We start from the raw sequence: 24,024 nt of genomic DNA on the forward strand, positions 1-24,024 counted from the left end.
GCATGATCCAGAGACGGGGGCTGGTACTGGGCACGGCGGGGCTTCTCGCGGCGCCGTCCATCGCTTCCGCGCAGGGCGCCTGGCCGAACCGGCCGGTGAAGATCGTCGTGCCCTTCGGGCTCGGCGGCTCGGCCGATGTGGCGGCGCGCTTCCTGGGGGAGCAGCTGCAGCAGGCCCTCGGCCAGCCCTTCGTGATCGAGAACCGGCCCGGCGCCGGCGCCGTCATCGGCACCGACCTGGTCGTGAAGTCGCCGGCGGATGGCTACACGCTGCTGCTGATGTCGAACACGCATACGGCGAACGAGACGCTGATCCCGAACCGCCCCTACCAGCTGATGCGCGACCTGGCGCCGGTGGCGGCGATCAACGTCGCCTATCACGTGCTCGCCGTGCATCCCTCCATCCCCGCGACAACGGTGCCGGAGCTGATCGCGCTGCTGCGCGCCAATCCGGGGCGCTACGACTACGCTTCCTCCGGCCCCGGCACGCCCTATCACGTGGCGGGCGAGGTCTTCCTCGCCATGGCCGGCGTCCAGGCGCAGCACGTGCCCTTCCGCGGATCGAACGAGGCGCGGACGGCGCTGATCGCGGGCCAGGTGCCCATCATGTTCGACGCCATCCCGACCATGCGCGAACAGGTGGCGGGCGGCCGCGTCCGCGCCCTCGCCACCACCGGCCCGACGCGCAGCCCGCTGATGCCGGACGTGCCCGCGGTGGCGGAAGCGCTGCCGGGCTACGAGGCCTCCATCTGGCTCGGCCTGATGGCACCCGCCGCGCTGCCGCAGCCGATCAAGGAACGCCTGAACGCGGAGGTGAACCGCATCCTGGCGCTGCCCGCCACGCAGGAAGCGCAGGCGCGCGCCGGCGCGGCGCCGCTGCCCATGTCCATCGCCGATTTCGATGCCTTCCTGCGCCGCGACATCACCCGCCAGGCGGAATACATCCGCATGGCGCGCATGACGCCCACTTGAGCGTCGGATGAGCATCACCTTCACCCTGAACGGCGCGGCGGTGGCCGTGCCGATCGAGGAGGAGGCGCCGCTGCTGGCCGCACTCCGCGGGCCACTCGGCCTGTCCGGCACGCGCTTCGGCTGCGGGCAGGAGCAATGCGGCGCCTGCCTGGTGCTGGTCGATGGCCAGCCCGCCTATGGCTGCACGCTGCATGTCGGCGCGGTGGCGGGGAAGCGCGTGACGACGGTGGAAGGGCTCGGCACGCCGGAAGCGCCGCACGCGTTGCAGGCGGCGTTTCTCGAGTTTCAGGCGGGACAATGCGGCTTCTGCCTCTCCGGCATCCTGCTGCGCGCCGCGGTGCTGCTGCGCGACAATCCCGATCCCAGCGAGGATGAGGTGCGCGCCGCGCTCGATCCGCATCTCTGCCGCTGCGGCAGCCAAAACCGCATCATCCGCGCCGTGCTGCGCGCGGCGGCGCAAGGCCAGCCGGCATGAACCTCGCCTTCCGCAACGCCGTGCAGGGCGGCGACGACAAGCCCAAGCTGCCGGGCAGCCTGCATGTGAACCGGCGGCTGGACCAGTGGCTGTCCATCCAGCCCGAAGGCACGGTGACGATCACGCCCGGCAAGGTGGAGCTGGGGCAGGGGATCGTCACGGCCCTCGCCCAGATCGCGGCGGAGGAGCTGGATGTGGCGCTGCCGCGCATCGTCATGCGCCCGGCCTCCACGCCCACCAGCCCGGATGAGGCGGTGACGAGCGGCAGCCTCTCCGTGCAGGAATCCGGCATGGCCATCCGTCATGCCTGCGCCGAGGCGCGCGCGATCTTCGTCGGTGTCATGGCGCAGAGGACCGGCGTTTCGCGTGACGACATCGCCGTGCGGGACGGCGATTTCGTCGCCCCCGATGGAAGCGTGCTCGGCTCCTACTGGTCCATGGCCGATGCCGCGCTGCTGGCGGTGGAGGCGACGCCGGGCGACCGCGCCAAGCCCGCTTCCGCGCGCCGCATCGCCGGCACCTCCGCGCCGCGCCTCGACCTTCCCGCGAAAATCTTCGGCCAGCCGCGCTTCGTGCATGACATGCGCCTGCCCGGGATGCTGCATGCCCGCATGGTGCGCCCCGCCGCGCGCGGCGCGACGCTGGCCGCGCTGAAGGACGGCCCGCTGCCCGGCGGCGCGACCGTCTTCCGCAGCGGCAGCGTGCTCGCCGCCCTGGCCCCGCAGGAACACCATGCGGAGGCCGCCGCCGCGCGCCTCGCTTCCCGCGCCAGCTGGGACGCGCAGGACACGCTGCCGGAGGAACACGCGCTGGAAGCCTGGATGGAGGCCGCGCCACGCGAGGACTCGACGGTGCTGGAACGGGTTGTTGAAACCGCGCCGCCCGCGCTCAGCATCAAGCGCCGCTTCTTCCGCCCCTTCATCACCCACGGCTCCATCGGCACCTGCTGCGCCATCGCACAGTGGCACAACGACACGGTCGAAATCTGGTGCCACAGCCAGGGCATCTACAATCTCCGCGCCGACCTGACCAAGGCGCTGCGCATCCCCGCCGACAACATCATCCTGCACCACGCCGAGGGTGCGGGCTGCTACGGCCATAACGGCGCCGACGACGTGGCGCTGGACGCGGCGCTCATCGCCCGCGCCCATCCCGGCACGCCCATCCGCGTGCTGTGGTCCCGCGCCGAGGAACTCGCCTGGGGCCCCGCCTCGCCCGCCATGATCGTCGATGTGGCGGCGGAGGCGGAGGAGGACGGCACGCTGCTCCGCTGGTCGCAGCAGGTGCTGTCCAACGGCCATTCCGGCCGCCCCGGCCGCGGCGCGCTGCCGACCCTGCTCGCGGCCTCGATGATGGAGGATGGCTTCGCCGTCCCCCCCGCCATCAACCCGCCCTTGGCCGGTGGCGGCGGCGCGCAGCGCAACGCGGTGCCGCCCTATCGCGTGCCGGCGCTGCGCGTGGACATGGCCCGAATCACCGCCATGCCGCTCCGCACCTCCGCGCTGCGCGGCCTTGGCGCGCTGGTGAATGTCTGGGCGATCGAGAGCGTGATGGACGAACTCGCCGCACAGGCCGGCGAGGACCCGCTCGCGCATCGCCTCCGCCACCTCGACGATGCGCGGTCCCGCGATGTGCTGACGCGCGCCGCCGCCATGGCCGATTGGCCGAACCGGCAGAAGCGGGAGGGCACCGGCATGGGCCTCGCCGTCTCCCGCTACAAGGGCAGCGGCGCCTGGTGCGCGGCGGTGGCGGAGATCGAGGCCGGCGAGCGCATCCGCTGCACGCGCCTCTGGCTCGCCGCCGATGTGGGGGAGGTGGTGAACCCCGACGGATCGCTGAACCAGATCGAGGGCGGCGCCATCCAGGCGACCTCGCTCTGCCTGCTGGAAGCCGTGCGCCACGATGCGCGGAACGTGACGTCGGATAGCTGGGAAAGCTACCCCATCCTCCGCTTCAGTGACGTGCCGCGCGTGCAGGCCGAAGTCATCGCGCGGCCGGAAGCGCCACCGCTCGGTGCCGGCGAATGCAGCCTCGGCCCCGTCATCGCCGCCATCGCCAATGCCATCGCCGATGCGCTGGACCTGCGCGTCACGCGCTGGCCCTTCACGCCCGAGAACATCGCCCGCGCCATGGATGACGCATGACCCAGCTCTCGCTTGCCTGCACCCTCACCGACCGCACCCGCGCCGTGGTGGAGGGGCGGATCAAGGTCGAGGGCTTCGACATCGCCTTCACCCCCGGCGAGCCGGAGGACATGTTCCGCATCGCCATGCGGGAAGCCCGCTACGACATCACGGAGATGTCGATGGGCAGCCACATCCTCTCCGTCGCGCGCGGTGACAGCCGCTACATCGGCGTGCCCGTCTTCCCGAGCCGCGCCTTCCGCCATTCCGCCATCTACATCCGCACGGATCGCGGCATCGCGGGGCCGAAGGACCTGGCCGGGCGCGTCATCGGCCTGCCGGAATACCAGCAGACCGCGGCGGTCTGGGTGCGCGGCGTGCTGCGCGACTACTACGGCACCGACCTCTCCGGCATCACCTGGAAGGTGGCCGGCGAACGCACACCCATCGTGCTGCCGCCGCATATCCGGAAAGAGAGCATCGCGGAGGGCCAGACGCTCGATGCCATGCTCGCCGCTGGCGAGATCGACGCCGTCATCGCGCCGCGCCCGCCCGCCTGCTTCGTGAACGGCACGGCGCCGGTCGCGCGCCTCTTCCCCGATTTCCGCAGCCATGAGGAAGCCTATTTCAAGGCCACCGGCTTCTTCCCGATCATGCATTGCATCGCCATCCGGCGGGATGTCGCGGAAGCCAATCCCGGCCTGCCCATGGCCCTGTTCAACGCCTTCTCCGCCGCCAAGGCGCATGCGCTGGCCGAAGCCGCGATGGTGAACGTGCTGCGCGTCTCCATCCCCTGGATCGCCTCCGAGGTCGCGAAGCAGACCGAATTCATGGGCGGCGATCCCTGGCCCTATGGCTTCCGGCGCAACCGTGCGGAGGTCGCCGCCATGTGCGGCTTCTCCGCCGCCGATGGCCTGGCTTCCCAGGCGGTGCAGCCGGAGGCACTGTTCCATGAGACGACGCACGGCGTCTGAACGCCGGCGTTCCAAGGGAGGATAACCATGGTCCGGATCAACCGGCGCGCCCTGCTGGGCGCTGCCACGCTGCTCGCCGCCCCGCGCCTCGCCGCCGCGCAGACCAATGTCATCCGCATCGTCGTGCCCTTCGGGCCAGGCGGATCGACCGATGCGGTGGCGCGGCTGGTGGCGCCCGGCGTCGGCGCGAAGCTGGGCGCCACCGTCGTGGTGGAGAACCGCTCCGGCGCCGCGGGCTCCATCGGCGCCGATATCGTGGCGAAGGCGCGGCCGGATGGCCTGACCTGGATGCTGACCTTCGACAGCCACGCCACCATCCCGGCGCTGCTGCGCAACCCGCCGCTCAACGTGCTGACGGATCTCGATCCCGTCATGCTGATCGGCGGCTCGCCCTATGCCGTCGCCTGCAAGCCGGACAAGCCCTTCCGCACCATGGCGGATGCGGTGGCGGCGGCGAAGGCGCGGCGCGACAGCGTCTCCTACGGCTCCACCGGCAACGGCACCATCGGCCACCTCACGATGATCCAGCTGGGCGACCGGGAGGGGACGAGCTTCCAGCACGTGCCCTATCGCAGCGGCGGGCTCGCGGTGAACGATGCCGTCGCGGGCCATGTGGACATGATGATCGGCAGCGCCGCCCTCATGCTGCCGCACATCGCCGGCGGGTCGCTGCGCCCGCTGATGCAGTTCGGCCCGGCGCGGCTCGCCGGCCTGCCGGATACGCCGACCAGCGCGGAAGCTGGCTACCAGGGGCTGGAGGCCGAGGCCTGGTGGGGCGTCTGGGGCCCGCGCGGCACGCCGCCCGCCGCCATCGCCGCCATGAACGCCGCGCTGCGCGAAGCGCTGACCGAGGAGCGCGCGCGGCGCGTGATGACGGAGACGCAGCAGGCCCGCCTGGTGCTCTCCTCGCCCGAGGAACTGCGCAGCTTCTTCGCCCGCCAGGTGGAGACCTGGGGCGCCATCGTGCGCGCCAACAACATCCAGCCGGATTGACCCAGATGTCCTTCGACCGCCTGCCTGCCGATGTCCTCGCCCGCTTCGCGAAGCTGCCTTCCTCCTCCGTCTCCGATGCCTGCGACAAGCTCGGCATCGCGGGGCAGGTGGATGGGTTGAAGCCGATGCTGCAGGGCGCCCGCATCTGCGGCCAGGCGGTCACGCTGCGCTACCTGCCGGTGGGCCCCGCGGGCGGCACGGTGGGGGATTTCTTACATCTCGCCGAGAAGGGCGATGTCGTCGTCATCGACAATCGCGGGCGGCTGGACTGCACGGTCTGGGGCAACATCCTGACCGAATTCGCCAAGGCCCGCGGCGTGGCCGGCACGGTGATCGATGGCGTGAACCGGGACGTCACGGAAAGCCGCGACTACGGCTATCCCATCTGGTCCCGCGCCAACCATTCCCGCACGGGCAAGGACCGCGTGGCGCTGGATGCCACCAACGTGCCCGTGGTGCTCGGCCATGTCCGCGTCGATCCGGGCGACGTGATCTGCGCGGATGACAGCTGCGTGGTCTGCGTGCCGCTGATCCGCGCGCTGGATGTGCTCGGCGTCGCGGAATCGATCGAGGCGAAGGAGGAGCTGATCCTCCAGGATATCCGCGCCGGGATCGACCTGGCGGAGGCCCGTCGCCGCCACGGCTACTACGTGCTGCAGACCCCCGGCGCCGCCTGATCCCGCACCAGCACCGTCGTCACGCCATCGCGGTAGCGCGCCAGGCCGCGGCTTTCGAAGCCGAGTTTTCGCGCCACGCGCAGCGACCCGTGATGCGCGGGGTCGATGATGCAGAAGCAGGGGCGGCCCAACCAGGCGATGGCGGCCGAGGCGGCCTCCGTCGCCAGGCCGCTTCCATGCACGGCGGGCGCCAGCACCCAGCCGATCTCCGGCAGGGCAGGGGGCGCGGGGTCCAGCGCCCGGTGGAAATCGGCGAAGCCGACATCGCCGAGATAGGCGCCGGTTTGGCGATCCTCCACCGCCCAATAGCCGAAGCCGAGCAGCGGCCAGAGCCCGCCATAGCGCAGCAGCCGCGCCCAGCTTTCCTCCCGCGTGGCGGGCTTGCCGATGAAGCGCGTGACGGCGGGATCGGCCCAGAGGCTCGCCAGCGCCTCGAAATCCGCCACGCGATGCGGCCGCAGCCGCAGGCGCGGCGTTTCCAGCACCGGCGTCATGCCAGCGCCCGGCGCAGCAATTCCGCATAGAGCGCTTCCCGCGCCGCGCGGCGTTCCTCGAACAACCGCTCGCCCTGTTCCCGCATCGCCGCGCGATCGACGGCGCCGGGCGCGGAGAGGCTGGCCCAGTGGTCCATGATGGCGGGCGTGGCCTCAGGGTGGAACTGCACGGCGATGGCGCCGGGCAGGGTGAAGCACTGCACCGTGCCGGCATCCCGCGCCAGCACCGTGGCTTCGGGCGGCGGCGTGATGACGTCGCCATGCCAGCGCGGCCAGGGACCTTCCAGCAGGGGCTCCGCCGCCTCCTCATTCCCGATCCAGCCGCGATGGAAGACGCCCTCGGGGTGGCGCCCCACGCTGCCGCCCGCCGCCGCCGCCATCATCTGCGCGCCGAAGCAGATGCCGATGGTCGGCCGCTTCGCCGCCAGGCGCTTCGCCACCATGGCGCGCTGCGCGTCGATCCAAGGGTAGGCCGCGCCCTCATAGACCCCGCGCGGCGATCCCAGCATCACCACCAGCGGCGCTTCCTGCATCTGCGCGTCCGTCACCGCGCTGCCCGCGACGATCTCCAGCGCATGCCCCTGCGCGCGCAGCCACTCGCCGAAGGCGCCTTCCGGCGCCGTCTCGCTGTTCCGGATCACCAGGATCCTCATGCGATCCCCCGCGCCGCATCGCGGCCGCGCAGCCAGTGCAGGATCGGCAGCACCGCCAGCACCATCCACGCCTTGCCCAGCACCTGGCCCGCCATGAAGTCGAGGCTCCCGAAGGCCAGCCAGAGGAACACCGCGCTGTCCACCACCAGCCCCACCGCGCCACTCGCCGCGACGGCCAGCACCAGCCCGCGCTTCTGCAGCGGCGTATAGACCGCGAGGTCCGCGAGTTCCGAGAGCAGGAAGGCCAGCGCCGAGGCCACCACCAGCGCCGGTGGCGCCAGGAAGGCCGACAGCGCCGCCCCCGCCACCACCGCCCCGAAGGCCCAGCCCAGCCCGAGCCTGCGCTGCACCAGGTCCCGCAGCACCAGCGCGAGGCCGATCATCAGCACGCCCGACGGCGCCATCACGCCCGGCGCCACCGGCACCAGGCAGGGGCCATTCGGCACGCAGACCGTGCCCGCGTTCCCGATCAGCCAGTTCGCCGCGGGGATGCACAGCCCGAACCCCGCCAGGAACAGGAAGCCCTCCGCCCTCGGCGTCATGCCGCCCGCCACTTGCGCCATCCCTTCTCCCGCAACTCGCAGGCCGGGCAATGGCCGCAGCCCGCGCCCCATTCATGCGGCGTGCGGTCGCCGAGGTAGCAGGAATGGGTGATGCTGCGGATCGCCTCCACCAGCCCATCCCCGCCGAGCTCCTGCGCCAGCTGCCAGGTCGCCGCCTTGTCCCGCCACATCAGCGGCGTGTGCAGCACGAAGCGCTTCTCCATGCCGAGGTTGAGCGCCACCTGCAGCGCCTTGATCGTGTCGTCCCGGCAATCGGGATAGCCGGAATAGTCGGTCTCGCAGACGCCGGTGACGATGTGCTTCACGCCGCGCCGGAACGCCAACGCCGCCGCGAAGGTCAGGAAGATGAGGTTGCGGCCGGGCACGAAGGTGTTGGGCAGCCCGCCCGTCTCCATCTCGATCGCGACGTCGCGGGTCAGCGACGTCTCGCTGATCGCGCCCAGCGCATCGATTGTCAGCACATGGTCGGCGCCGAGCCGCGATCCCCAGGCCGGATGCGCCGCGACATGCGCGCGGAAGGCGGCGCGAGTCTCCAGTTCCACGACATGCCGCTGGCCGTAGTCGAAGCCCAGCGTCTCCACGCTGCCGAAGCGTTCCAGCGCCCAGGCCAGGCAGGTCGCGCTGTCCTGCCCGCCGGAGAACAGCACCAGCGCCTTGTCGTCACCCATCAACCCAACCTTTCCGCCGCCCATCGCGCGCATTCCGCGACGGTCCCGTCCGCATCATCGCAGAGCGCCCGCGCCGTGTCCCGCAGCGCCGGATCGCCGCTATTGCCGATGGCGACCAGCACGTTGCGCACGAAGCGGTCGCGCCCGATGCGCTTGATCGGGCTGGCGCTGAACAGCGCGCGGAACCCGGCATCATCCAGCGCCGCCAGTTCCGCCAGGACAGGCGCATTCAGCGCCTCGCGCGGCGCAAACGCCGGCTCCTCATGCGCCTTCGCAAACTTGTTCCAGGGGCAGACCGCCAGGCAGTCGTCGCAGCCATAGATGCGGTTGCCCATGCGCGCCCGCAATTCATGCGGGATCGGCCCGTGATGCTCGATCGTCAGGTAGGAGATGCAGCGCCGCGCATCCAGCCGATAGGGCGCCGGGAAGGCCGCCGTCGGGCAGGCCCGCAGGCAGGCGTCGCAGCTGCCGCAATGGTCGCGCTCGGGCTCATCCGGCGCCAGGTCGAGCGTCGTGAAGACCTCGCCCAGGAACAGCCAGGACCCGAAATCCCGCGACACCAGGTTGGTGTGCTTGCCCTGCCAGCCGAGCCCCGCCTGCTGCGCCAGCGGCTTCTCCATCACCGGCGCCGTGTCCACGAAGACCTTCAGCGCGCTGCCCTTGAACCGCCCCGCGATCCACCCGCCGAGTTGCTTCAGCCGCCCCTTCACCAGGTCATGGTAGTCCCGGTTCCGCGCATAGACGCTGATCGTGCCGCGGTCCCGCCAGGCCAGGCTTTCCATCGGGTCGCGGTCCGGCCCGTAGTTCAGCCCCAGCGAGATCACGCTCACCGCCTCCGGCCACAGCGCCCGCGGATGCGCGCGCTGGTCGGCGCGGGCCTCCATCCAGCCCATGGATCCGTGATGCCCCGCGGCGAGGAAGGCCGAGAGCCGCTCCCGCACCGCCGGCGCCAGCGCCGCCCGCGCGAAGCCCACGGCATCGAAGCCGAGCGCGAGCGCGCGCTCCCGTATCGCAGCCCTGGCGTCAGCCCCGCCCACGATATCCCGGCACGTCCTGCGCCGGCACCCAGACGCCGGCCGGCGGCTCCCCCGTCGCGTAGAACACGTCGATCGGGATGCCGCCCCGCGGATACCAGTAGCCGCCGATCCGCAGCCATTCCGGGTCCAGCTCCTCCACCAGGCGTCGCGCGATGCCGACCGTGCAGGCCTCGTGGAACGCCCCGTGGTTGCGGAAGGCCGTCAGATAGAGCTTCAGCGACTTGCTCTCCACCAGCCAGTCGCGCGGCACATAGTCGATGACGAGATGCGCGAAATCCGGCTGCCCCGTCATCGGGCAGAGCGAGGTGAATTCCGGCGCCGTGAAGCGCACGCAGTAACGCTGGCCGGGATGCGGGTTGGGCACGCGTTCCAGCACCGCCGCCTCCGGCGTCGCCGGCTGCGCCGTCATCTGGCCCAGCATCGTGAGCCCGCTCGTATCCGTCGAAATCGAAGGTCCAGCCACCGCCCGATATCCGCTACGCTGATCGGCGCCGCCTATAGCAGCGGCGGAAGGATGGGGCGAGGATGCGCGTATTCCTGGTGGCGGCTGCCCTGGCCCTGGCCACGCCCGCCGCGGCACAGACCCCGATCACCGCCTGGTGCGCCGGCGGCGTGACCGGCGGCGGCAACGGCACGCGCATCATGCCGGATGGGCGCCTGCTGCGCCTCAGCCGCACCACCGCCGCCGCCCCCGAAGTGGCCACCCCGCTGGGGGAGGATGAAGCCGCCTTCCGCCGCTGGGACGCCATCCTGGCCGCCGCCGGCTTCATCCGCATGAGCGGGGGCGCGCCGGGCAACATGACCTGCTCGCTGAGCCAGGGCACCACGACCATCCGCTGGCCCGGCACCACCCCGCCACCGGACCTGCCGCCGCCGGTGGCGCAGGTGTTCGGGGAGTTGCGGGGATGGAGGCCGTGAGCGGTGTGGGGGCGGGCGGCCCTCGGAGAGGGGCGCTGCCCCTCTCCGGACCTCACCCCGCCAGGGTCCGGCGGGACCCTGGACCGCGAGGTTTTGAAAGGTGACGGGAGGGGCATCGAGCGCGTTCATGTCCGACGCGCCTTCGGTGCCCCTCCCATCACCTTTCAAGTCACATGGGTTCCGAGGGCCCGCTGGCCCTCGGCGGGGTTGGGGTACGGGGAAGGGGCGGAGCCTCTTCCCTGGGCTCCCCGGCGCCACCCCACCCCGCCTCGATCGCCCGCGCCTCCTCCTCGAAGCGCCCCGCCAGGATCGCCGCCCGCAGCCGCGCCGTCAGGCTCTGGTAGTAGCGGATGTTGTGCCAGGTCAGCAGCATCGGCCCCAGCATCTCCTCCGCCTTGATCAGGTGGTGGATATAGGCGCGGGAATGGTTGCGGCAGGCCGGGCAGTCGCAGGCCGGGTCGATCGGCCCGGTGTCTTCCGCATGCCGCGCATTGCGCATGTTGAGCACGCCGCGGCTGGTATAGGCGCGGCCGGTGCGGCCGGATCGCGTCGGGATCACGCAGTCGAACATGTCCACGCCGCGGCGGATGGATTCGATCAGGTCGGACGGCGTGCCGACGCCCATGAGGTAGCGCGGCGCGCCCTCGGGCAGTTGCGGCGTGGTGAAGTCCAGCACGCGCAGCATCTCCGCCTGCCCCTCGCCGACGGCCAGGCCGCCGATGGCATAGCCCTCGAAGCCGATGGCGGTCAGGGCGGCGATGCTCTCGGTGCGGAGGTCCTCGAAGGTGCTGCCCTGCACGATGCCGAACAGCCCATGGCCGTCCCGTGCCTTGAAGGCGCTCCGGGACCGCGCGGCCCAGCGCATGGAAAGCCGCATGCTCTCCGCCGCCTGCTCATGCGTGGCGGGGTAGGGGGTGCATTCGTCGAAGCACATGGTGACGTCGGCGCCCAGCAGATGCTGGATCTCCACGCTGCGCTCCGGCGTGATGCGGTGCTTCGACCCATCGACGTGGGACTGGAAGGTGACGCCATCGGCATCCAGCTTCCGGAGGCCCGCCAGCGACATCACCTGGTAGCCGCCGCTATCGGTCAGGATCGGCCCGTGCCAGTCCATCAGCTTGTGCAGCCCGCCGAGGCGCGCCACGCGCTCCGCCCCCGGGCGGAGCATCAGGTGGTAGGTGTTGCCCAGCACCATCCGCGCACCGGTGCTGCGCACGGCATCCGCCGTCATGGCCTTCACGGTGCCGGCGGTGCCGACCGGCATGAAGACCGGCGTCGGCACCTCCCCATGCGCGGTCATCAGCGTGCCGGCGCGGGCCGCGCCGTCTCGGGCGGCCATCTTCCAATGCAGGGTCACGCGGGCATGTCCTGGTCGCAGCGGAACAGCAGGCTGCCGTCCCCGTAGGAGAAGAAGCGGTATTCCCCCGCCACCGCGTGCCGATAGGCCTGCCGCATCCGCCGCGTGCCGGCGAAGGCGGAGACCAGCATCAGCAGCGTCGATTTGGGCAGGTGGAAATTCGTCAGCAGCGCGTCGATGGCGCGGAAGCGGTAGCCCGGCAGGATGTAGAGGTCCGTCAGCCCCCGGAAGGGCATGACGGTGCCATCCTCCCGCGCCGCGCTTTCCGTGGTGCGCAGCGCGGTGGTGCCCACGGCCACGACGCGGCGGCCCTCGGCGCGGGCGGCGTTGATGGTGGCGGCGGCTTCCGCGGAAACGTCACACCATTCCTGGTGGATGTGGTGGGCGCGCGGGTCATCCTCCCGCACCGGCAGGAAGGTGCCGGCGCCGACATGCAGCGTCACGGTGGCGCGGCGGATGCCGCGCGCCTCCAGCGCCGCCAGCAGGCGGGGCGTGAAGTGCAGGCTGGCGGTAGGGGCGGCGACAGCGCCGGGGCGCTCGGCGAAGATGGTCTGGTAATCCGCCACATCCTCCGCACCCGGCTTGCCGTCGCGGTGGATGTAGGGGGGCAGGGGGACCTCCCCCGCCTTCTCCAGCGCCGCGGCCAGCGCCCCCTGGTCCGGCCCGAAATCGAGCATGGCGGAGCCGCCATCGCGCTCCACCACGCGGGCCGCGCAGCCCTCCGCGCCCTCGATCGTCACGGTATCGCCGGGCCGCAGGCGCCGGGCGTTGCGGATCAGCGCGTGCCACAGCCCGCCGCCCTCCGCCCGGTTGAGCATGATCTCGACCCGCGCCTCGCCCCGTCGGCCATGCAGCCGGGCCGGGATCACGCGCGTGTCGTTCACCACCAGCACGTCGCCGGGCTCCAGCAGCGCGGGCAGGTCCAGCACGCCCCGATCCTCCAGCCGCCCATCGCCCACCACCAGCAGCCGCGCGGCATCGCGCGGCCGGGCGGGCGCCTGGGCGATCAGGCGCTCCGGCAGGTCGTAGTCGAAATCCCCGGTGCGCAGGGGTTCGGGGGTTGGCGGGGCTTCCGGCATGGCCGCGGCATGTGGCCCGCCCCCCGCGCCTTGTCCAGCACGCAGCGCCATGGATGCGTCATCCCGCGGCGGACCGCCCTGGGGTAGAAGGACCCAACGCTTCCTCCCGCGGAGTCCCCGATGCGTCGCCTTGCCCTGTCCCTGCTGCTTCTCGCCGGCCTTGCCCCGCCCGCGCCGGCGCAAACGCCCGCCGAGGCTCCCTTCAGCTTCGCCGCCTTCGGCGACATGCCCTATTGCCTGCCCACCGCGCCGCAGGATTGCCCGGCGGAGCATGGCCGCGTCGCCCGCCTGGTCCAGCAGATCAACGCCACCCGCCCGGCCTTCACCCTCTATGTCGGGGACACCAAGGGCGGCAGCGAGGTCTGCACGGACGACACGGTGCTGCGCGCCTTCTCCTTCTTCGGCCTGGCCACCCATCCGCTGATCTACACGCCCGGCGACAATGAATGGACGGATTGCTGGCAGGACCGCGCCGGGCGGTTCGACCCGCTGGAGCGCCTGGCCCTGCTGCGCGCGCGCTTCTTCGCGGATGACCGCAGCCTCGGCCGCCAGCGCCTGCCCCTGCTCCGCCAGGCGGATGCCGACCCGGCCCATCGCCTCTATGTCGAGAATGCTCGGTGGCAGCACGGCGCCGTCACCTTCGTGACGCTGCATGTGCCCGGTTCCAACAACAACCGCCCGACGGAGCCCGGGGAGGGCGGCACCATCGTCCCGCCCGCCGGCGCGATGGAGGAATACCAGGCCCGCAACGCCGCCAACCTGGCCTGGCTCTCCGCCGCCTTCGCGGAGGCCGCGCGCCGCGGCTCCAGCGCCGTGGTCATCGCCATCCAGGCGGACCTCTTCTACGCGCAGCGCTGCGGCCGCGGCTGGGACAGCGGCTACCGCGACACGCGCGACGCCATCGGCCGCGAAGCCGCCGCCTTCGGCAAGCCCGTGCTGCTGATCAACGGGGACAGCCATTTCTGGCTGCATGACCGCCCGATCGCCAGCGCCCCCAACCTGACCCGCATCATGGTGCCGGGGGAACAGGACATCCGCGCCGTCCGGATCGAGGTCGATCCCGCCGCCGCCGATCCCTGGCGCTTCAGCCTGATCGGGGCGGAGGACCGCCCGGCCCGCCCGGGCTGCTGACAGCAACAGCCGGGCTGGCGATCAGCCCGGCAGCCAGCGCACCAGGCGGCCGAGTTCCGCCGCATCGCCCTCCGTCGCGCCGATCACGGCGGAAAGGTCGATGCGGCCGCGGCCCGGTATCTCCAGCGTCGGCGGCTCGAAGCTCGCGATGGTGGTGCCGTCCGGCGCCTCCACATGCCCGGCCGGGCGGGATTGCGTCGCCTCCGCCGGCTCGTTCCCGCGGGGATGGGCGTCGGAAGGTTCGTCATTGCCGGCGTAGCCGATGCCCTTCATGGGGGCGAGGGAATAGCGCGGCTCATCGGCCTCCCCGGGCCGCTCGATCTCGTAGCGATAGACGGCGAAGCGTTCCGGCACCGTGCGACCCCTTGTCCTGCCGGCGCCACGAACGCGGCGCGGCAGGCCGGGGTTGCCGGTCAGGCGCGGACCAGGCCGGCCAGGGCGGGCGCGTCCCGGCTGTCCGGGAAGGCCTGCGCCACCGCGGCCTCGGGCAGCCGCAGATGGTCCCGCAGCAGCCCCTTGGCGATGCTGCGCAGGTCGCGCGTCGGCCGCAGGTCCCGGTTCTCCAGCAGCGCGTCCTGGGACAGGCCCGGCCAGTCCGCCAGCACCTTGCCGCCGGCCACGCCGCCGCCCACCAGGAAGGCCACGCCGCCCGTGCCATGGTCCGTGCCCTGGGTGCCGTTCACCCGGGCGGTTCGGCCGAATTCCGTCATCACCAGGATCGCCGTCTGCGCCCAGGCATCGCCCAGCGCCGTGCGCAGCACCCCGATGCCGCCATCCAGCTCCCGCAACGGCCCCAGCAGCCGCCCGGCCTGCCCGGCATGGGTGTCCCAGCCGCCGATCTCCAGCACCGCCACGCGCGGCCCGGCGCGTTCCGCCAGCAGCCGCCCCGCCGCCGCCGCCAGGCGGGGGAAGGTGCTGCGGTCCGGCTCCGCGGAGGGCCCGCCCAGCGTCTGCGCCGCGAAGCCGCGGCTGCGCATCGCCTCGGCGAAGATCGGCGCCATGCGTTCATCCGCCGCATGCAGCGCCGCCAGCCGGTGGACGAGGTCCTCGGAGGGCAGTTCCAGCCCCGGCGGGGCATAGGCGCCGACGGGGGCGGGGCCGCGCAGCAGCATGGGCAGGCCGGTGCCGATCGCCAGCCCCGGCCGCGCCTGGCCGGAGCCGGGCAGGGACAGCAGCGCCCGGTTCAGCCAGCCGCTGTTCATCCGCTGAGTGGCGCCGATCTCCATCAGGTCCTGCGCCTCGAAATGGCTGCGGCTGCGGTAGGGCCCGGCCACCGCATGCGCCACCAGCGCCTGCCCGTCCCGGTACAGCGCGTGGATGTTGGCCAGCGCCGGATGCAGCCCGAACCGCCCGCCCAGGTCGAGCAGCCCGTTCTCCTGCCCCGGCTCCGGCAGCGCCAGCGGCCCGCGCAGCTGCGCCAGCATGGGGTCGGTATAGGGCTGCACCGCCGCCAGCCCATCCAGCCCGCCGCGCAGCATGATGACGATGAAGCGCTGCTCCCCCGGCGCCTGGCCGAAGGCGATGCGCGATCCGCCCAGGACGAAGGTGGCGCCAAGGCCGAGCAGCACGCCGCGCCGGCCCGGGCGGAAGGAGGCATGCGGCGCGCCGCGCGGGATCTCTCTCTCGGTCATCGGTGCATGAACTCCGGGCTGCCGAGCAGCAGCGTGATGGCATCCCGCACGGAGCCCGCGCGGGCCATGGCGGTCGCCGTCTCCGGCCGGCCGAGCGGGCCGAGCGCCGCCTCCGCCGCGGCCCGGGGATCGATGCGGGAGACGCGGGCGGCCAGGGTATAGGCCCAGTCGATGCGCCGCATCACCGCCTCCGGCCCCGCCCAGCCGGCGGCGGTGTCCGGCCAGCCATTCGGCTGCGGCGCCCGCCACAGCGTCTGGTCCAAAGCGGCCATGCCCGCCAGCACCACATCCGCCCGCGCCACGTCGAGCCCGGTGGCCCGCACGGCGGCGATGACGTAGTCCGCCGGCGCGCGGAACTTCACCAGCGGCTCCCAGGCCTGCGGCAGGCGGACCAGCAGGCGGGACACGGCGGCCAGGTTGCCCCGCGTGTCCCGCAGCTCCGCCGCGATGGCGGAGACGGCGGCCGGCGGCGGGTCATCCGCCACGAAATGCCGCGCCAGCTTCACCGCCAGGTGGCGCCAGGTGGCCGGATGCTCCGCCAGGAAGCGCAGCGCGGATTCGCCCGCCGCCTCGCCTTCCCCGAAGCGGCGGCCCATCAGCACCTTCTCGCCCGGCTCATGCGCCGCCGCGCGGAACACGAAGCCATGCGGCGGCGCCTGCAGCTCGACCGACCATCCCGTCAGGATGCGGGCGAATTCCTGCACATCCGCCTGGGTGTAGCCGCCGGCGGGGGACAGGGTGTGCAGCTCCAGCACCTCCCGCGCCAGATTCTCGTTCAGCCCGCGCCGGCCGCGCTGCCCGACCTGGCTCTGCGGCCCGACGGAGCCCGCATTGTCGAGGTAGAGCAGCATGGCCGGGTGGCGCGCCACCGCCACCACCATGTCGGCGAAGCGGCCCGTGACATGCGGGCGGATCGCTTCGCGTTCGAAGGCGCCGGAGATGGAGGCGGTGCGGCTGGCCCGGCGGCTCACCGTGAAGTGGTTCATCCAGAAATCGACCAGCCGTTCCCGGAAGGGCTGCTCCGCCGTCATGCGGCGGGCGGCGAAGGCGATGCCCTCGTCGCGGATCAGCACCTCCATCGCCGCGCGGCCATTCGGCGCGCGGGGGCGGTCCTGCCCGGCCCTGAGCGCGGCGGCATCCTCCGCCCGCAGGCGCAGCGCATCGGGGGTGGCGATGCCCTCCGGCGGCGGCGCGGGGTTGTCGATCTGCCGGAGGAGCCAGGCCTCCGGGTCTTCGGGCGGGGCCTCTCCAAGCCGCAGGCCGTAGCCGAAGCGGATGGCGGCGATGTGTCCTCGGACGCTCATGACCGCTCACCTACCAGAGCGCCCGGCCAGCGTCAGCTTTCATAACGTGACGGAGCGTGACGCGGCCCGGCGGCCAGCCTTCCCGGCCGATCTCCCGCCGGAACAGGCCAGCCCTGCGCGTCCTGCCACGCGGGAGTGCTTGCAAAACCGGCCCGGAGAGGGCATCTCCCCCTCCGCACAAGGCTAGATTCGGAACCATTGCGCGGGCGGCACGGGGATTTCCCCGCTGTCGGGCCCGCTTTCGCGTATGGAGGCCCATCGTGGCGCGCACACCGCTCGACAAGATCCGCAACATCGGCATCACGGCGCATATCGATGCCGGCAAGACGACGACGACCGAGCGGATTCTCTACTACACCGGCAAGTCCCACCGGATCGGTGAGGTCCACGACGGCAACACCACGACCGACTACATGGAGCAGGAGCGCGAGCGGGGGATCACCATCACCTCCGCCGCCGTGACCGCCGTGTGGAAGGACTACCGGATCAACGTCATCGACACGCCCGGCCACATCGACTTCAACATCGAGGTCAACCGGTCGCTGCGCGTGCTGGACGGCGCCGTCTTCATCATCGAGGGCGTGGCCGGCGTGCAGCCGCAGTCCGAGACCAACTGGCGCCTGGCGGACCGCTACAACGTCCCGCGCATCATCTTCATCAACAAGCTGGACCGCACCGGCGCCGACTTCTACCGCGCCGCCGCCACCCTGACCGAGAAGCTCGGCATCAACTGGGTGACGCTGCAGCTGCCGATCGGCATCGAGGACACCTTCGTGGGCGTCGTCGACCTGGTCGAGATGAAGGCGATCATCTGGAAGGGCGACGAGCTCGGCGCGAAGTACGAGGACGCGCCGATCCCGGCCGACCTGGCCGACAAGGCCGCCGAATACCGCCAGAAGCTGATCGACACCTGCGTCGGCGTCGATGAGGCGGCGATGGAGGAATACTTCGACAAGGGCGACGTCTCCGTCGAGACGCTGAAGAAGTGCATCAAGAAGGGCACGATCACCGGCGAGTTCCGCCCCGTGCTCTGCGGCACCGCCTTCAAGAACAAGGGCGTGCAGCCCCTGCTCGACGCCGTCGTGGACTACCTGCCGAGCCCGGTGGACATCGAGGGCATCAAGGTGGCGCCGGAGGAAGGCCAGGACGAGACGGCCGACCGCCGCGTGATCCCGGCCGACGAGAACGCGCCCTTCGCCGGCCTCGCCTTCAAGATCATCAACGACAAGTACGGCAACCTGACCTTCGTGCGCGTCTACCGCGGCGTCCTCAAGCAGGGCGACATGGTGATGAACACCACGAAGGGCCAGCGCGAGCGCATCGGCCGCATGTTCCAGATGCACGCCGACAAGCGGGAGGAGATCAAGGAAGTCTCCGCCGGCGACATCGCCGCCTTCGTCGGCCTGAAGGACACCGGCACGGGTGACACGCTGGCCGATCAGGCCGACCCCGTGGTGCTGGAGCGCATGGCCTTCCCGGTCCCCGTCATCGACATCTCCGTCGAGCCGAAGACGAAGGACGCGGTGGAGAAGATGCAGATCGGCCTCGGCAAGCTGGCGGGCGAAGACCCCTCGCTCCGCGTCAAGACCGACCAGGAAAGCGGCCAGACCATCCTGTCCGGGATGGGCGAGCTGCACCTCGAGATCATCGTCGATCGCCTCCGCCGCGAATACAACGTGGAGTGCAACATCGGCGCCCCGCAGGTGGCCTACCGCGAGACGATCACCAAGGCGCATACCGAGACCTACACCCACAAGAAGCAGTCGGGTGGCTCGGGCCAGTACGCCGAGGTGAAGATCGTCTTCGAGCCGAAGGAGCGGAACGAGGGCATCGAGTTCGTCAACGCCGTCGTCGGCGGCGCGGTGCCGAAGGAATACATCCCGGCGGTCGAGAAGGGCATCAAGGTCCAGGCCGACACCGGCGTGCTGGCCGGCTTCCCCACGGTGGACTTCAAGTACTCCCTGGTGGACGGCAAGTACCACGACGTCGACTCGAGCGCCCTGGCGTTCGAAATCGCCGCCAAGGCCTGCTTCCGCGAAGGCATGAAGAAGGCTAGCCCGGTCATCCTCGAGCCGATCATGGACGTGGAAGTCACCACGCCGCAGGACCATGTCGGCGACGTCGTCGGCGACCTGAACCGCCGCCGCGGCGTGATCCAGTCGCAGGACATGGCCGGCACCTCCGTCATCGTGCGCGCCCATGTGCCGCTGAAGGAGATGTTCGGCTACATCTCGAACCTCCGCGGCATGACCAAGGGCCGCGCGAGCTTCTCGATGCAGTTCCACCACTATGATCCGGTGCCGCGCAACGTCGCCGACGAGATCATGAAGAAGTCCGCCTGATCCACCCGGATCGGCGTGCCGCGGGCGGCGCGGGGGGGCAACCCCCGCGCCGTTTTGCGTTTGCACCTGCTTTGGTCATAGTCATCAAAGCAGTTGCAGCTGCTGAAGGCGCCATAGCGCCGCTTAAATACAACCGCGTTCTCCTGAAAGTTTTGTAGATTCATCAGTCGCGAGGCGGAGATGAGCTCAGATCAGCGTCTGCAATTCGATGCTATTTTGGCGTCTGAAAATCTCCACGCTTTCTTGACGGATGATAAGGATCGCGACCGCTGGATCTATCAGAACGCAGAGGAAATGCAGGCGCTTTTGGTAATCGATGCGACGTTGAGGCTTGTCCATGACGCGGTTGCTTTATCGGCGACGATCGATGCAACTGAAGCCGCCTTCTACCTCAGGCATGGCGTAGGGCGGCGCCTTAAGTTTATCTGGCATGCGCTTCGGCGAATTTATTACACAGCACCACCGCAACGAGAGCGTCCGCTTGATACCAACGAAGTCGAAGACCTCTCGGTCGACCTCAACGTGATTTATATCAATGTAAGGGGTGTGGTTGATAATTTTTCCTGGGCGGTCGCAAATGCGTTTGGTGCTGTGCCTGGTAGGGAATTGAAGCTGCAATCGATCGATATTTTTAACGCCGCGTTCCAGGCAGCTATTCCAGCGCGCAGTCTGTACGCCGCATGTGAGCCATTCAAGGCTTGGTATCGTGCAGTTAAGCTGCTTCGCGATCCTAGCGCCCACCGGATCCCTTTGTCTGTGGTGCCTGCGGTGTTGGATGTCGGCGCGACAGCCGAGTATGCTCGATATGAGAGCTTGCTCAAAGAGCGCTGGATTGAAATAACACCGCTATTGTCGGAAGAGACGAAAAGCAGTGACATCGCGGAAACTACGGCTTCGGCGACGAGGATACACGGTCAGCTACTTGAAGAGATTGCGCGGCTGCAAAGTGCGCGCGATCGGGTCGGTCGGTTTCCAAGCCTTTTTGTTCATCACCCTAACGAGCCGGCGATGACAATTTATCCTACAATCTTTGAAGACGTAGCACAGTTAATACTGTTTTCCAAGCAGTGCTTGGCGAATTTGGCCGCAAGACGCCCAGATTAGTCACAGTGTAGTAATTGCGTTATGCAGCCGGTCGCCTACCGCTTCATGAAGTGCGTCGCCACCGCGTCCAGCACCACCGCGCCATTGTCCACGCGCCGCAGCAGGTAGCGCAGCTTCGCGATCCCCATCTCCGGCTTGCTGCGGGAGGGCCGGATCTCCACGACCGACAGCGTGAAGGACACCTCCGTGTCCGGCGGCAGCGGCGCCGGCCAGGCCAGCTCCATGCCCCCGCCGGCCAGGTTGATCCGGCCGATCAGCCCGCTCCGCACCAGGTGCCCGATGGCGGAGGACAGGGTGTGCAGCCCGGACGCCACCAGCCCGCCGAAGATCGACGTCTTCGCCGCTTCCTCATCCAGGTGGAAGTATTGCGGGTCGTACTTCCCGGCGAAGTCCAGCACCTCCTGCCGCGGCAGGGCGTAGCGGCCGAGGTCGAATTCCTGGCCGGGCGTCAGCTCATCGAGCGAATTCAGCGGTTCCATGGGGGCGCAGGGTAGGGGGCTCCCCGCCCCCTTGTCACGCCGCCCGCGGCCGCATGCCCCGCTGCACCGCGCGGCCGATCATCACCAGCCAGATCACGATGGTGGCGACGCCCAGCACGCCCGCGATCGGGCGCATGAAGAACTCGATCGCCGCGCCATCCGCCTTGATCATGGACTGGACGAAGGTCTGTTCCAGCATCTCCCCCAGCACCAGGCCCAGGATCAGTGGCGCCACGGGGATGCCATGCTCCTCCAGGAACCAGCCGAACAGGCCCATCACCAGCATCAGCGCCACGCCATAGAGGCTGTTGGTCATGGCGAAGCTGCCGACCAGGCAGAAGAGCAGGATGATCGGCAGCAGCAGGTTCTTCGGCACCCGCAGGATCTGCCGCGCCGACTTGATGGCCGCCCAGCCGAGCGGGAGCATGATGATGTTGGCCAGGATGAAGATCAGGAACACCGCGTAGATCAGCTGCGGATTCTCCTGGAACACGGTCGGGCCCGGGTTCATCCCCTTCATGTAGAGCACGCCGATGACGATGGCCGTGATGCTGTCCCCCGGGATGCCGAAGACCAGCGCGGGAATCCAGGCACCGCCCAGCGCCGAGTTGTTGGCGGAGGTGCTGTCCACGATGCCCTCGACATGCCCGGTGCCGAACTTCTCCGGCTCCTTCGAGAAGCGCTTGGAGACGGCGTAGCTGATCCAGGCCGCGATATCCGCCCCCGCGCCCGGCAGCGCGCCGATCGCGGTGCCGAGCAGGCTGCCGCGGAGGAAGTTGAACCAGTAGCGACGGAAGACGGCGCCGACGCCGCGGAAGATGTTCCCCACCTCCTGCGCCACCATCCGCCCCGCGGCATCGATGCTGACGGCGCCGCGCATCAGCTCGCTCACCGCGAACATGCCGATCAGCGTGGGCACGAAGTTGATGCCGGACATCAGGTCCACGTCGCCGAAGGTGAAGCGCGGATAGCCGGCGGCGGGGTCGATGCCGACGGTCGCCAGCAGCAGCCCGATGAACAGCGAGAGAAAACCCTTCACCGGATCGGCATTCGTCATGAACACCGCGCAGGTCAGGCCGAGGCAGGCGAGCCAGAAATACTCGTAGGAGGAGAAGTTGATGGCGACCTCGGCCAGCAGCGGCGCGCAGGCGATCAGCACCGCGACGCCGACCAGCCCGCCGGCGACGGAGAAGACCAGGTTCACCCCGAGATTGAGGTTGAGCTGCCCCTTCTGCGTCATCGCATAGGATTCGTCGGTATAGGCGGCGGAAGCCGGCGTGCCCGGCATGCGCAGCATCGCCGCCGGGATGTCGCCCGCGAAGATCGCCATGGCCGTCGCGGTGACGATGGCACCCAGCGCCGGCACCGGCGACATGAAGAAGGTGACGGGCACCAGCAGCGCCGTCGCCATGGTGGCGGTCAGCCCCGGCATGGCGCCGACGAACATGCCGAACACCGCGGAGGCCGCGATGACCGCCAGCACGAAGGGATCGAGGACGAGGCCGATGGCCTGGATCAGCGGGTCCATCAGAGGAAGGGGTCCATCAGGCCACGGGGCAGGGGCACGCGCATCATCACCGCGAAGAACCAGTGCACCAGCAGCGTCATGCCCGCCGCGACGGGCAGCGCCACCACCGGCCGCGCCCGGAACCACAGGAACAGCGCCATCAGCAGCAGGAAGGCCGTCGGGATGAAGCCCAGCGGGTCACTCGCCAGGATGTAGAACAGGGCGGCGGCGGGGATGGCGAGGAAGGAGACCAGGCGCGCGGGCTCCCGCACCCAGGCCTCCGCCACCACCAGCCCGCCCCGCGCCCGGATGCCGCGCAGCACCAGCAGGGCGGCGCAGACGGCGATGCCGACGGCCAGGATGCGCGGGAACAGGTTGGGGCCGTAATCCTGGCCCGGGAAGGCGGGGAAGAAGGTGGTCAGCCACCAGACCCACCCCGCGAAGCCCAGCAGGATGGCGCCGAGAAGGGCATCGTTCAGTCGCATGGCATCGGCCCCTCGGCGCCGGCCCGCTCAGCCGCGGGCCAGGCCGGCGGCGCGCATGGCGTCGCCCATCGCCTTGTCGGCTTCCGCCATGAAGCTGGTGAAATGCGCCTGGTCGCCCCACACCACGCCGAAGCCGCGGCTCGCCATGAACTCCTTGTATTCGTTGCTGTCATAGGCCTTCTTCAGGCTCTCGATCAGCCGCTGCTGGACGTCCTGCGGCATGTTCCGCGGCCCCGCGATGCCGCGCCAGGCGCCGGTGGAGTAGTTGATGCCGAGCGTCTCGTTCAGCGTCGGCACCTGCGCGAACATCGGGTTCCGCTGCGGCGCCATGATGGCCAGCGACTTGGCGCGCCCCGCATCGATCATCGCCCGCGCCTCGGGGACGGAGCAGGTGACGATGTCCACGCCGCCCGCCGCCAGTTCCTGCATCGCCGGCGCCGCGCCGTTGGAGGGCACCCAGCGCACATGGTCGCCGCGCAGCCCCATCGCCTGCAGCCAGCCCACCAGCGCCAGGTGCCAGATGCCGCCCTGGCCCGTGCCGCTGGCGCGGAAGCGCCCGGCGGGCGCGGCCTTGATGGCATCCGCCAGCGCCTTGATGTCGGCATGGGGCGAATTCTGCGCCACCTGCACGCCCGGCGGATCCTCGTTCAGCAGGGCGAGCGGCGTGTAGCTGCTGGGCTTCAGCTCCGTCAGGCCCTGCCAGTGCATCATGGCGATCTCGACCGTGATCATCCCGATCGTGTAGCCATCGGGGGCGGCCGTCGCGATGGCGCTGTGGCCCACCACGCCCGAACCGCCGGTGCGGTTCACCACGTTCACGGGCTGGCCGAGGTCGCGTTCCAGCAGGCTGCCCACGATGCGCGCGGTGGCGTCCGTGCCGCCGCCGGCGCCCCAGGGGACGATCATCTGGATGGGCCGGTTCGGCCAGCGCGGCTGCGCCAGGGCCGGCAGGGCCAGGCCGGCGGCGCCAAGGCCGGACGCGGCCAGCAGGGTGCGGCGGTTCACGCGGATCATCGTGCTTTCCTCCCGTTGCGCTGCCGATGACCCGGCGCGCTTGCG

Annotated in this window: 25 protein-coding genes; 10 read left to right on the plus strand and 15 right to left on the minus strand. The window is 70.5% G+C overall.

All coding sequences use genetic code 11. From position 1 onward, the window contains the following. Positions 1-2 precede the first annotated feature (2 nt). Genes JJI54_RS25820 through JJI54_RS25845 form a run of 6 tightly spaced genes read left to right on the plus strand, consistent with a single transcriptional unit; the run spans position 3 to position 6,213 of the window. On the plus strand, positions 3-971 hold the full coding sequence (locus JJI54_RS25820; RefSeq protein ID WP_203076289.1) for a Bug family tripartite tricarboxylate transporter substrate binding protein: 969 nt from the start codon (positions 3-5) through the stop codon (positions 969-971). Positions 972-978: 7 nt separating this feature from the next. Then, positions 979-1,446, plus strand: a complete 468-nt coding sequence (locus tag JJI54_RS25825) for a (2Fe-2S)-binding protein (protein WP_203076290.1) — start codon at positions 979-981, stop codon at positions 1,444-1,446. After that, positions 1,443-3,590, plus strand: a complete 2,148-nt coding sequence (locus tag JJI54_RS25830) for a molybdopterin cofactor-binding domain-containing protein (RefSeq protein ID WP_203076291.1) — start codon at positions 1,443-1,445, stop codon at positions 3,588-3,590. The genes JJI54_RS25825 and JJI54_RS25830 overlap by 4 nt, the downstream gene beginning before the upstream one ends. Then, positions 3,587-4,543, plus strand: a complete 957-nt coding sequence (locus JJI54_RS25835) for a substrate-binding domain-containing protein (RefSeq protein WP_203076292.1) — start codon at positions 3,587-3,589, stop codon at positions 4,541-4,543. The genes JJI54_RS25830 and JJI54_RS25835 overlap by 4 nt, the downstream gene beginning before the upstream one ends. A gap of 27 nt (positions 4,544-4,570) precedes the next feature. Further along, positions 4,571-5,536: a Bug family tripartite tricarboxylate transporter substrate binding protein gene (locus JJI54_RS25840; protein ID WP_203076293.1), complete on the plus strand. Its 966-nt coding sequence runs from the start codon at positions 4,571-4,573 to the stop codon at positions 5,534-5,536. A gap of 5 nt (positions 5,537-5,541) precedes the next feature. Then, positions 5,542-6,213: an RraA family protein gene (locus JJI54_RS25845; RefSeq protein ID WP_203076294.1), complete on the plus strand. Its 672-nt coding sequence runs from the start codon at positions 5,542-5,544 to the stop codon at positions 6,211-6,213. Here the strand turns inward: JJI54_RS25845 and JJI54_RS25850 are convergent. The 6 genes from JJI54_RS25850 to queF are packed head-to-tail and all read right to left on the minus strand — an operon-like array spanning position 6,183 to position 10,049. Continuing rightward, a complete protein-coding gene (locus JJI54_RS25850) occupies positions 6,183-6,707 on the minus strand; it encodes a GNAT family N-acetyltransferase (RefSeq protein WP_203076295.1) in 525 nt (174 codons plus the stop codon). The genes JJI54_RS25845 and JJI54_RS25850 overlap by 31 nt on opposite strands. Continuing rightward, complete coding sequence (locus JJI54_RS25855) at positions 6,704-7,360, minus strand: glutamine amidotransferase-related protein (protein ID WP_203076296.1); 657 nt, start codon at positions 7,358-7,360, stop codon at positions 6,704-6,706. Before JJI54_RS25855 ends, JJI54_RS25850 begins: the two co-directional genes overlap by 4 nt. Further along, on the minus strand, positions 7,357-7,923 hold the full coding sequence (locus JJI54_RS25860; RefSeq protein WP_226382115.1) for a VUT family protein: 567 nt from the start codon (positions 7,921-7,923) through the stop codon (positions 7,357-7,359). Before JJI54_RS25860 ends, JJI54_RS25855 begins: the two co-directional genes overlap by 4 nt. After that, the gene (gene queC / locus JJI54_RS25865; protein WP_203076297.1) at positions 7,899-8,591 is read right to left on the minus strand and encodes a 7-cyano-7-deazaguanine synthase QueC; all 693 of its coding nucleotides are present in this window, start codon (positions 8,589-8,591) and stop codon (positions 7,899-7,901) included. The genes JJI54_RS25860 and queC overlap by 25 nt, the downstream gene beginning before the upstream one ends. Beyond that, complete coding sequence (gene queG, locus JJI54_RS25870) at positions 8,591-9,628, minus strand: tRNA epoxyqueuosine(34) reductase QueG (RefSeq protein WP_203076298.1); 1,038 nt, start codon at positions 9,626-9,628, stop codon at positions 8,591-8,593. The genes queC and queG overlap by 1 nt, the downstream gene beginning before the upstream one ends. Next, positions 9,615-10,049 (minus strand): preQ(1) synthase, encoded by a 435-nt coding sequence (queF, locus tag JJI54_RS25875; RefSeq protein ID WP_164692489.1) that lies wholly within the window; start codon positions 10,047-10,049, stop codon positions 9,615-9,617. The genes queG and queF overlap by 14 nt, the downstream gene beginning before the upstream one ends. Before the next feature lie 104 nt (positions 10,050-10,153). Here queF and JJI54_RS25880 point away from each other — a divergent pair, with 104 nt between their 5' ends. Beyond that, positions 10,154-10,546: a hypothetical protein gene (locus JJI54_RS25880; protein WP_203076299.1), complete on the plus strand. Its 393-nt coding sequence runs from the start codon at positions 10,154-10,156 to the stop codon at positions 10,544-10,546. A gap of 169 nt (positions 10,547-10,715) precedes the next feature. On the opposite strand, the gene tgt is transcribed toward JJI54_RS25880, so the two are convergent. Then, positions 10,716-11,885 (minus strand): tRNA guanosine(34) transglycosylase Tgt, encoded by a 1,170-nt coding sequence (gene tgt / locus JJI54_RS25885; protein ID WP_203076377.1) that lies wholly within the window; start codon positions 11,883-11,885, stop codon positions 10,716-10,718. Between the two features lie 14 nt (positions 11,886-11,899). After that, entirely contained in the window at positions 11,900-12,982 is a 1,083-nt protein-coding gene (gene queA, locus JJI54_RS25890) for a tRNA preQ1(34) S-adenosylmethionine ribosyltransferase-isomerase QueA (RefSeq protein WP_456305616.1), read from the minus strand. Between the two features lie 120 nt (positions 12,983-13,102). Between queA and JJI54_RS25895 the strand changes: the two genes are divergently transcribed. Further along, positions 13,103-14,113, plus strand: a complete 1,011-nt coding sequence (locus JJI54_RS25895) for a hypothetical protein (RefSeq protein WP_203076300.1) — start codon at positions 13,103-13,105, stop codon at positions 14,111-14,113. Between the two features lie 21 nt (positions 14,114-14,134). Here the strand turns inward: JJI54_RS25895 and JJI54_RS25900 are convergent, their stop codons facing one another. The 3 genes from JJI54_RS25900 to JJI54_RS25910 are packed head-to-tail and all read right to left on the minus strand — an operon-like array spanning position 14,135 to position 17,048. Further along, positions 14,135-14,467 (minus strand): hypothetical protein, encoded by a 333-nt coding sequence (locus tag JJI54_RS25900; protein ID WP_203076301.1) that lies wholly within the window; start codon positions 14,465-14,467, stop codon positions 14,135-14,137. Between the two features lie 59 nt (positions 14,468-14,526). Beyond that, on the minus strand, positions 14,527-15,744 hold the full coding sequence (locus JJI54_RS25905; RefSeq protein WP_203076302.1) for a DUF1501 domain-containing protein: 1,218 nt from the start codon (positions 15,742-15,744) through the stop codon (positions 14,527-14,529). After that, positions 15,741-17,048, minus strand: coding sequence for a DUF1800 domain-containing protein (locus tag JJI54_RS25910; protein ID WP_203076303.1), 1,308 nt, complete (start codon positions 17,046-17,048; stop codon positions 15,741-15,743). The genes JJI54_RS25905 and JJI54_RS25910 overlap by 4 nt, the downstream gene beginning before the upstream one ends. A gap of 260 nt (positions 17,049-17,308) precedes the next feature. On the opposite strand from JJI54_RS25910, the gene fusA reads away from it, so the two are divergent. Both fusA and JJI54_RS25920 read left to right on the plus strand, forming a co-directional pair. Continuing rightward, the gene (gene fusA, locus JJI54_RS25915; protein ID WP_203076304.1) at positions 17,309-19,390 is read left to right on the plus strand and encodes an elongation factor G; all 2,082 of its coding nucleotides are present in this window, start codon (positions 17,309-17,311) and stop codon (positions 19,388-19,390) included. A 180-nt stretch (positions 19,391-19,570) separates the two neighbouring features. Next, complete coding sequence (locus JJI54_RS25920) at positions 19,571-20,494, plus strand: hypothetical protein (protein WP_203076305.1); 924 nt, start codon at positions 19,571-19,573, stop codon at positions 20,492-20,494. A gap of 35 nt (positions 20,495-20,529) precedes the next feature. On the opposite strand, the gene JJI54_RS25925 is transcribed toward JJI54_RS25920, so the two are convergent. From JJI54_RS25925 to JJI54_RS25940, 4 genes are read right to left on the minus strand one after another with little or no spacing between them, the layout of a single operon-like run. Beyond that, positions 20,530-20,973 carry a MaoC/PaaZ C-terminal domain-containing protein gene (locus JJI54_RS25925; protein ID WP_203076306.1) on the minus strand — a complete coding sequence of 148 codons (444 nt, stop codon included), beginning with the start codon at positions 20,971-20,973 and terminating at the stop codon, positions 20,530-20,532. A gap of 34 nt (positions 20,974-21,007) precedes the next feature. Continuing rightward, the gene (locus JJI54_RS25930; RefSeq protein ID WP_226382116.1) at positions 21,008-22,501 is read right to left on the minus strand and encodes a tripartite tricarboxylate transporter permease; all 1,494 of its coding nucleotides are present in this window, start codon (positions 22,499-22,501) and stop codon (positions 21,008-21,010) included. Then, positions 22,501-22,965 (minus strand): tripartite tricarboxylate transporter TctB family protein, encoded by a 465-nt coding sequence (locus tag JJI54_RS25935; RefSeq protein WP_203076307.1) that lies wholly within the window; start codon positions 22,963-22,965, stop codon positions 22,501-22,503. Before JJI54_RS25935 ends, JJI54_RS25930 begins: the two co-directional genes overlap by 1 nt. Before the next feature lie 27 nt (positions 22,966-22,992). After that, a complete protein-coding gene (locus tag JJI54_RS25940) occupies positions 22,993-23,979 on the minus strand; it encodes a tripartite tricarboxylate transporter substrate binding protein (RefSeq protein WP_203076308.1) in 987 nt (328 codons plus the stop codon). Between the last annotated feature and the right edge of the window lie 45 nt (positions 23,980-24,024).

The sequence above is a fragment of the Falsiroseomonas ponticola genome, assembly GCF_016805305.1.
GTDB lineage: Bacteria > Pseudomonadota > Alphaproteobacteria > Acetobacterales > Acetobacteraceae > Falsiroseomonas > Falsiroseomonas ponticola.

Excerpts from the sequence above, each read along its gene's own strand:
- JJI54_RS25820 (WP_203076289.1), top strand. The coding sequence starts at position 3 with ATGATCCAGAGACGGGGGCTGGTACTGGGCACGGCGGGGCTTCTCGCG.
- JJI54_RS25940 (WP_203076308.1), bottom strand. The coding sequence starts at position 23,979 with ATGATCCGCGTGAACCGCCGCACCCTGCTGGCCGCGTCCGGCCTTGGC.
- JJI54_RS25835 (WP_203076292.1), top strand. The coding sequence starts at position 3,587 with ATGACCCAGCTCTCGCTTGCCTGCACCCTCACCGACCGCACCCGCGCC.
- JJI54_RS25840 (WP_203076293.1), top strand. The coding sequence starts at position 4,571 with ATGGTCCGGATCAACCGGCGCGCCCTGCTGGGCGCTGCCACGCTGCTC.
- JJI54_RS25925 (WP_203076306.1), bottom strand. The coding sequence starts at position 20,973 with ATGGAACCGCTGAATTCGCTCGATGAGCTGACGCCCGGCCAGGAATTC.
- queA (WP_456305616.1), bottom strand. The coding sequence starts at position 12,982 with ATGCCGGAAGCCCCGCCAACCCCCGAACCCCTGCGCACCGGGGATTTC.
- JJI54_RS25830 (WP_203076291.1), top strand. The coding sequence starts at position 1,443 with ATGAACCTCGCCTTCCGCAACGCCGTGCAGGGCGGCGACGACAAGCCC.
- JJI54_RS25895 (WP_203076300.1), top strand. The coding sequence starts at position 13,103 with ATGCGTCGCCTTGCCCTGTCCCTGCTGCTTCTCGCCGGCCTTGCCCCG.
- JJI54_RS25920 (WP_203076305.1), top strand. The coding sequence starts at position 19,571 with ATGAGCTCAGATCAGCGTCTGCAATTCGATGCTATTTTGGCGTCTGAA.
- JJI54_RS25880 (WP_203076299.1), top strand. The coding sequence starts at position 10,154 with ATGCGCGTATTCCTGGTGGCGGCTGCCCTGGCCCTGGCCACGCCCGCC.
- tgt (WP_203076377.1), bottom strand. The coding sequence starts at position 11,885 with ATGGCCGCCCGAGACGGCGCGGCCCGCGCCGGCACGCTGATGACCGCG.
- queF (WP_164692489.1), bottom strand. The coding sequence starts at position 10,049 with ATGCTGGGCCAGATGACGGCGCAGCCGGCGACGCCGGAGGCGGCGGTG.
- JJI54_RS25845 (WP_203076294.1), top strand. The coding sequence starts at position 5,542 with ATGTCCTTCGACCGCCTGCCTGCCGATGTCCTCGCCCGCTTCGCGAAG.
- JJI54_RS25825 (WP_203076290.1), top strand. The coding sequence starts at position 979 with ATGAGCATCACCTTCACCCTGAACGGCGCGGCGGTGGCCGTGCCGATC.
- JJI54_RS25860 (WP_226382115.1), bottom strand. The coding sequence starts at position 7,923 with ATGGCGCAAGTGGCGGGCGGCATGACGCCGAGGGCGGAGGGCTTCCTG.
- JJI54_RS25850 (WP_203076295.1), bottom strand. The coding sequence starts at position 6,707 with ATGACGCCGGTGCTGGAAACGCCGCGCCTGCGGCTGCGGCCGCATCGC.
- JJI54_RS25910 (WP_203076303.1), bottom strand. The coding sequence starts at position 17,048 with ATGAGCGTCCGAGGACACATCGCCGCCATCCGCTTCGGCTACGGCCTG.
- JJI54_RS25935 (WP_203076307.1), bottom strand. The coding sequence starts at position 22,965 with ATGCGACTGAACGATGCCCTTCTCGGCGCCATCCTGCTGGGCTTCGCG.
- JJI54_RS25930 (WP_226382116.1), bottom strand. The coding sequence starts at position 22,501 with ATGGACCCGCTGATCCAGGCCATCGGCCTCGTCCTCGATCCCTTCGTG.
- queC (WP_203076297.1), bottom strand. The coding sequence starts at position 8,591 with ATGGGTGACGACAAGGCGCTGGTGCTGTTCTCCGGCGGGCAGGACAGC.
- JJI54_RS25855 (WP_203076296.1), bottom strand. The coding sequence starts at position 7,360 with ATGAGGATCCTGGTGATCCGGAACAGCGAGACGGCGCCGGAAGGCGCC.
- JJI54_RS25905 (WP_203076302.1), bottom strand. The coding sequence starts at position 15,744 with ATGACCGAGAGAGAGATCCCGCGCGGCGCGCCGCATGCCTCCTTCCGC.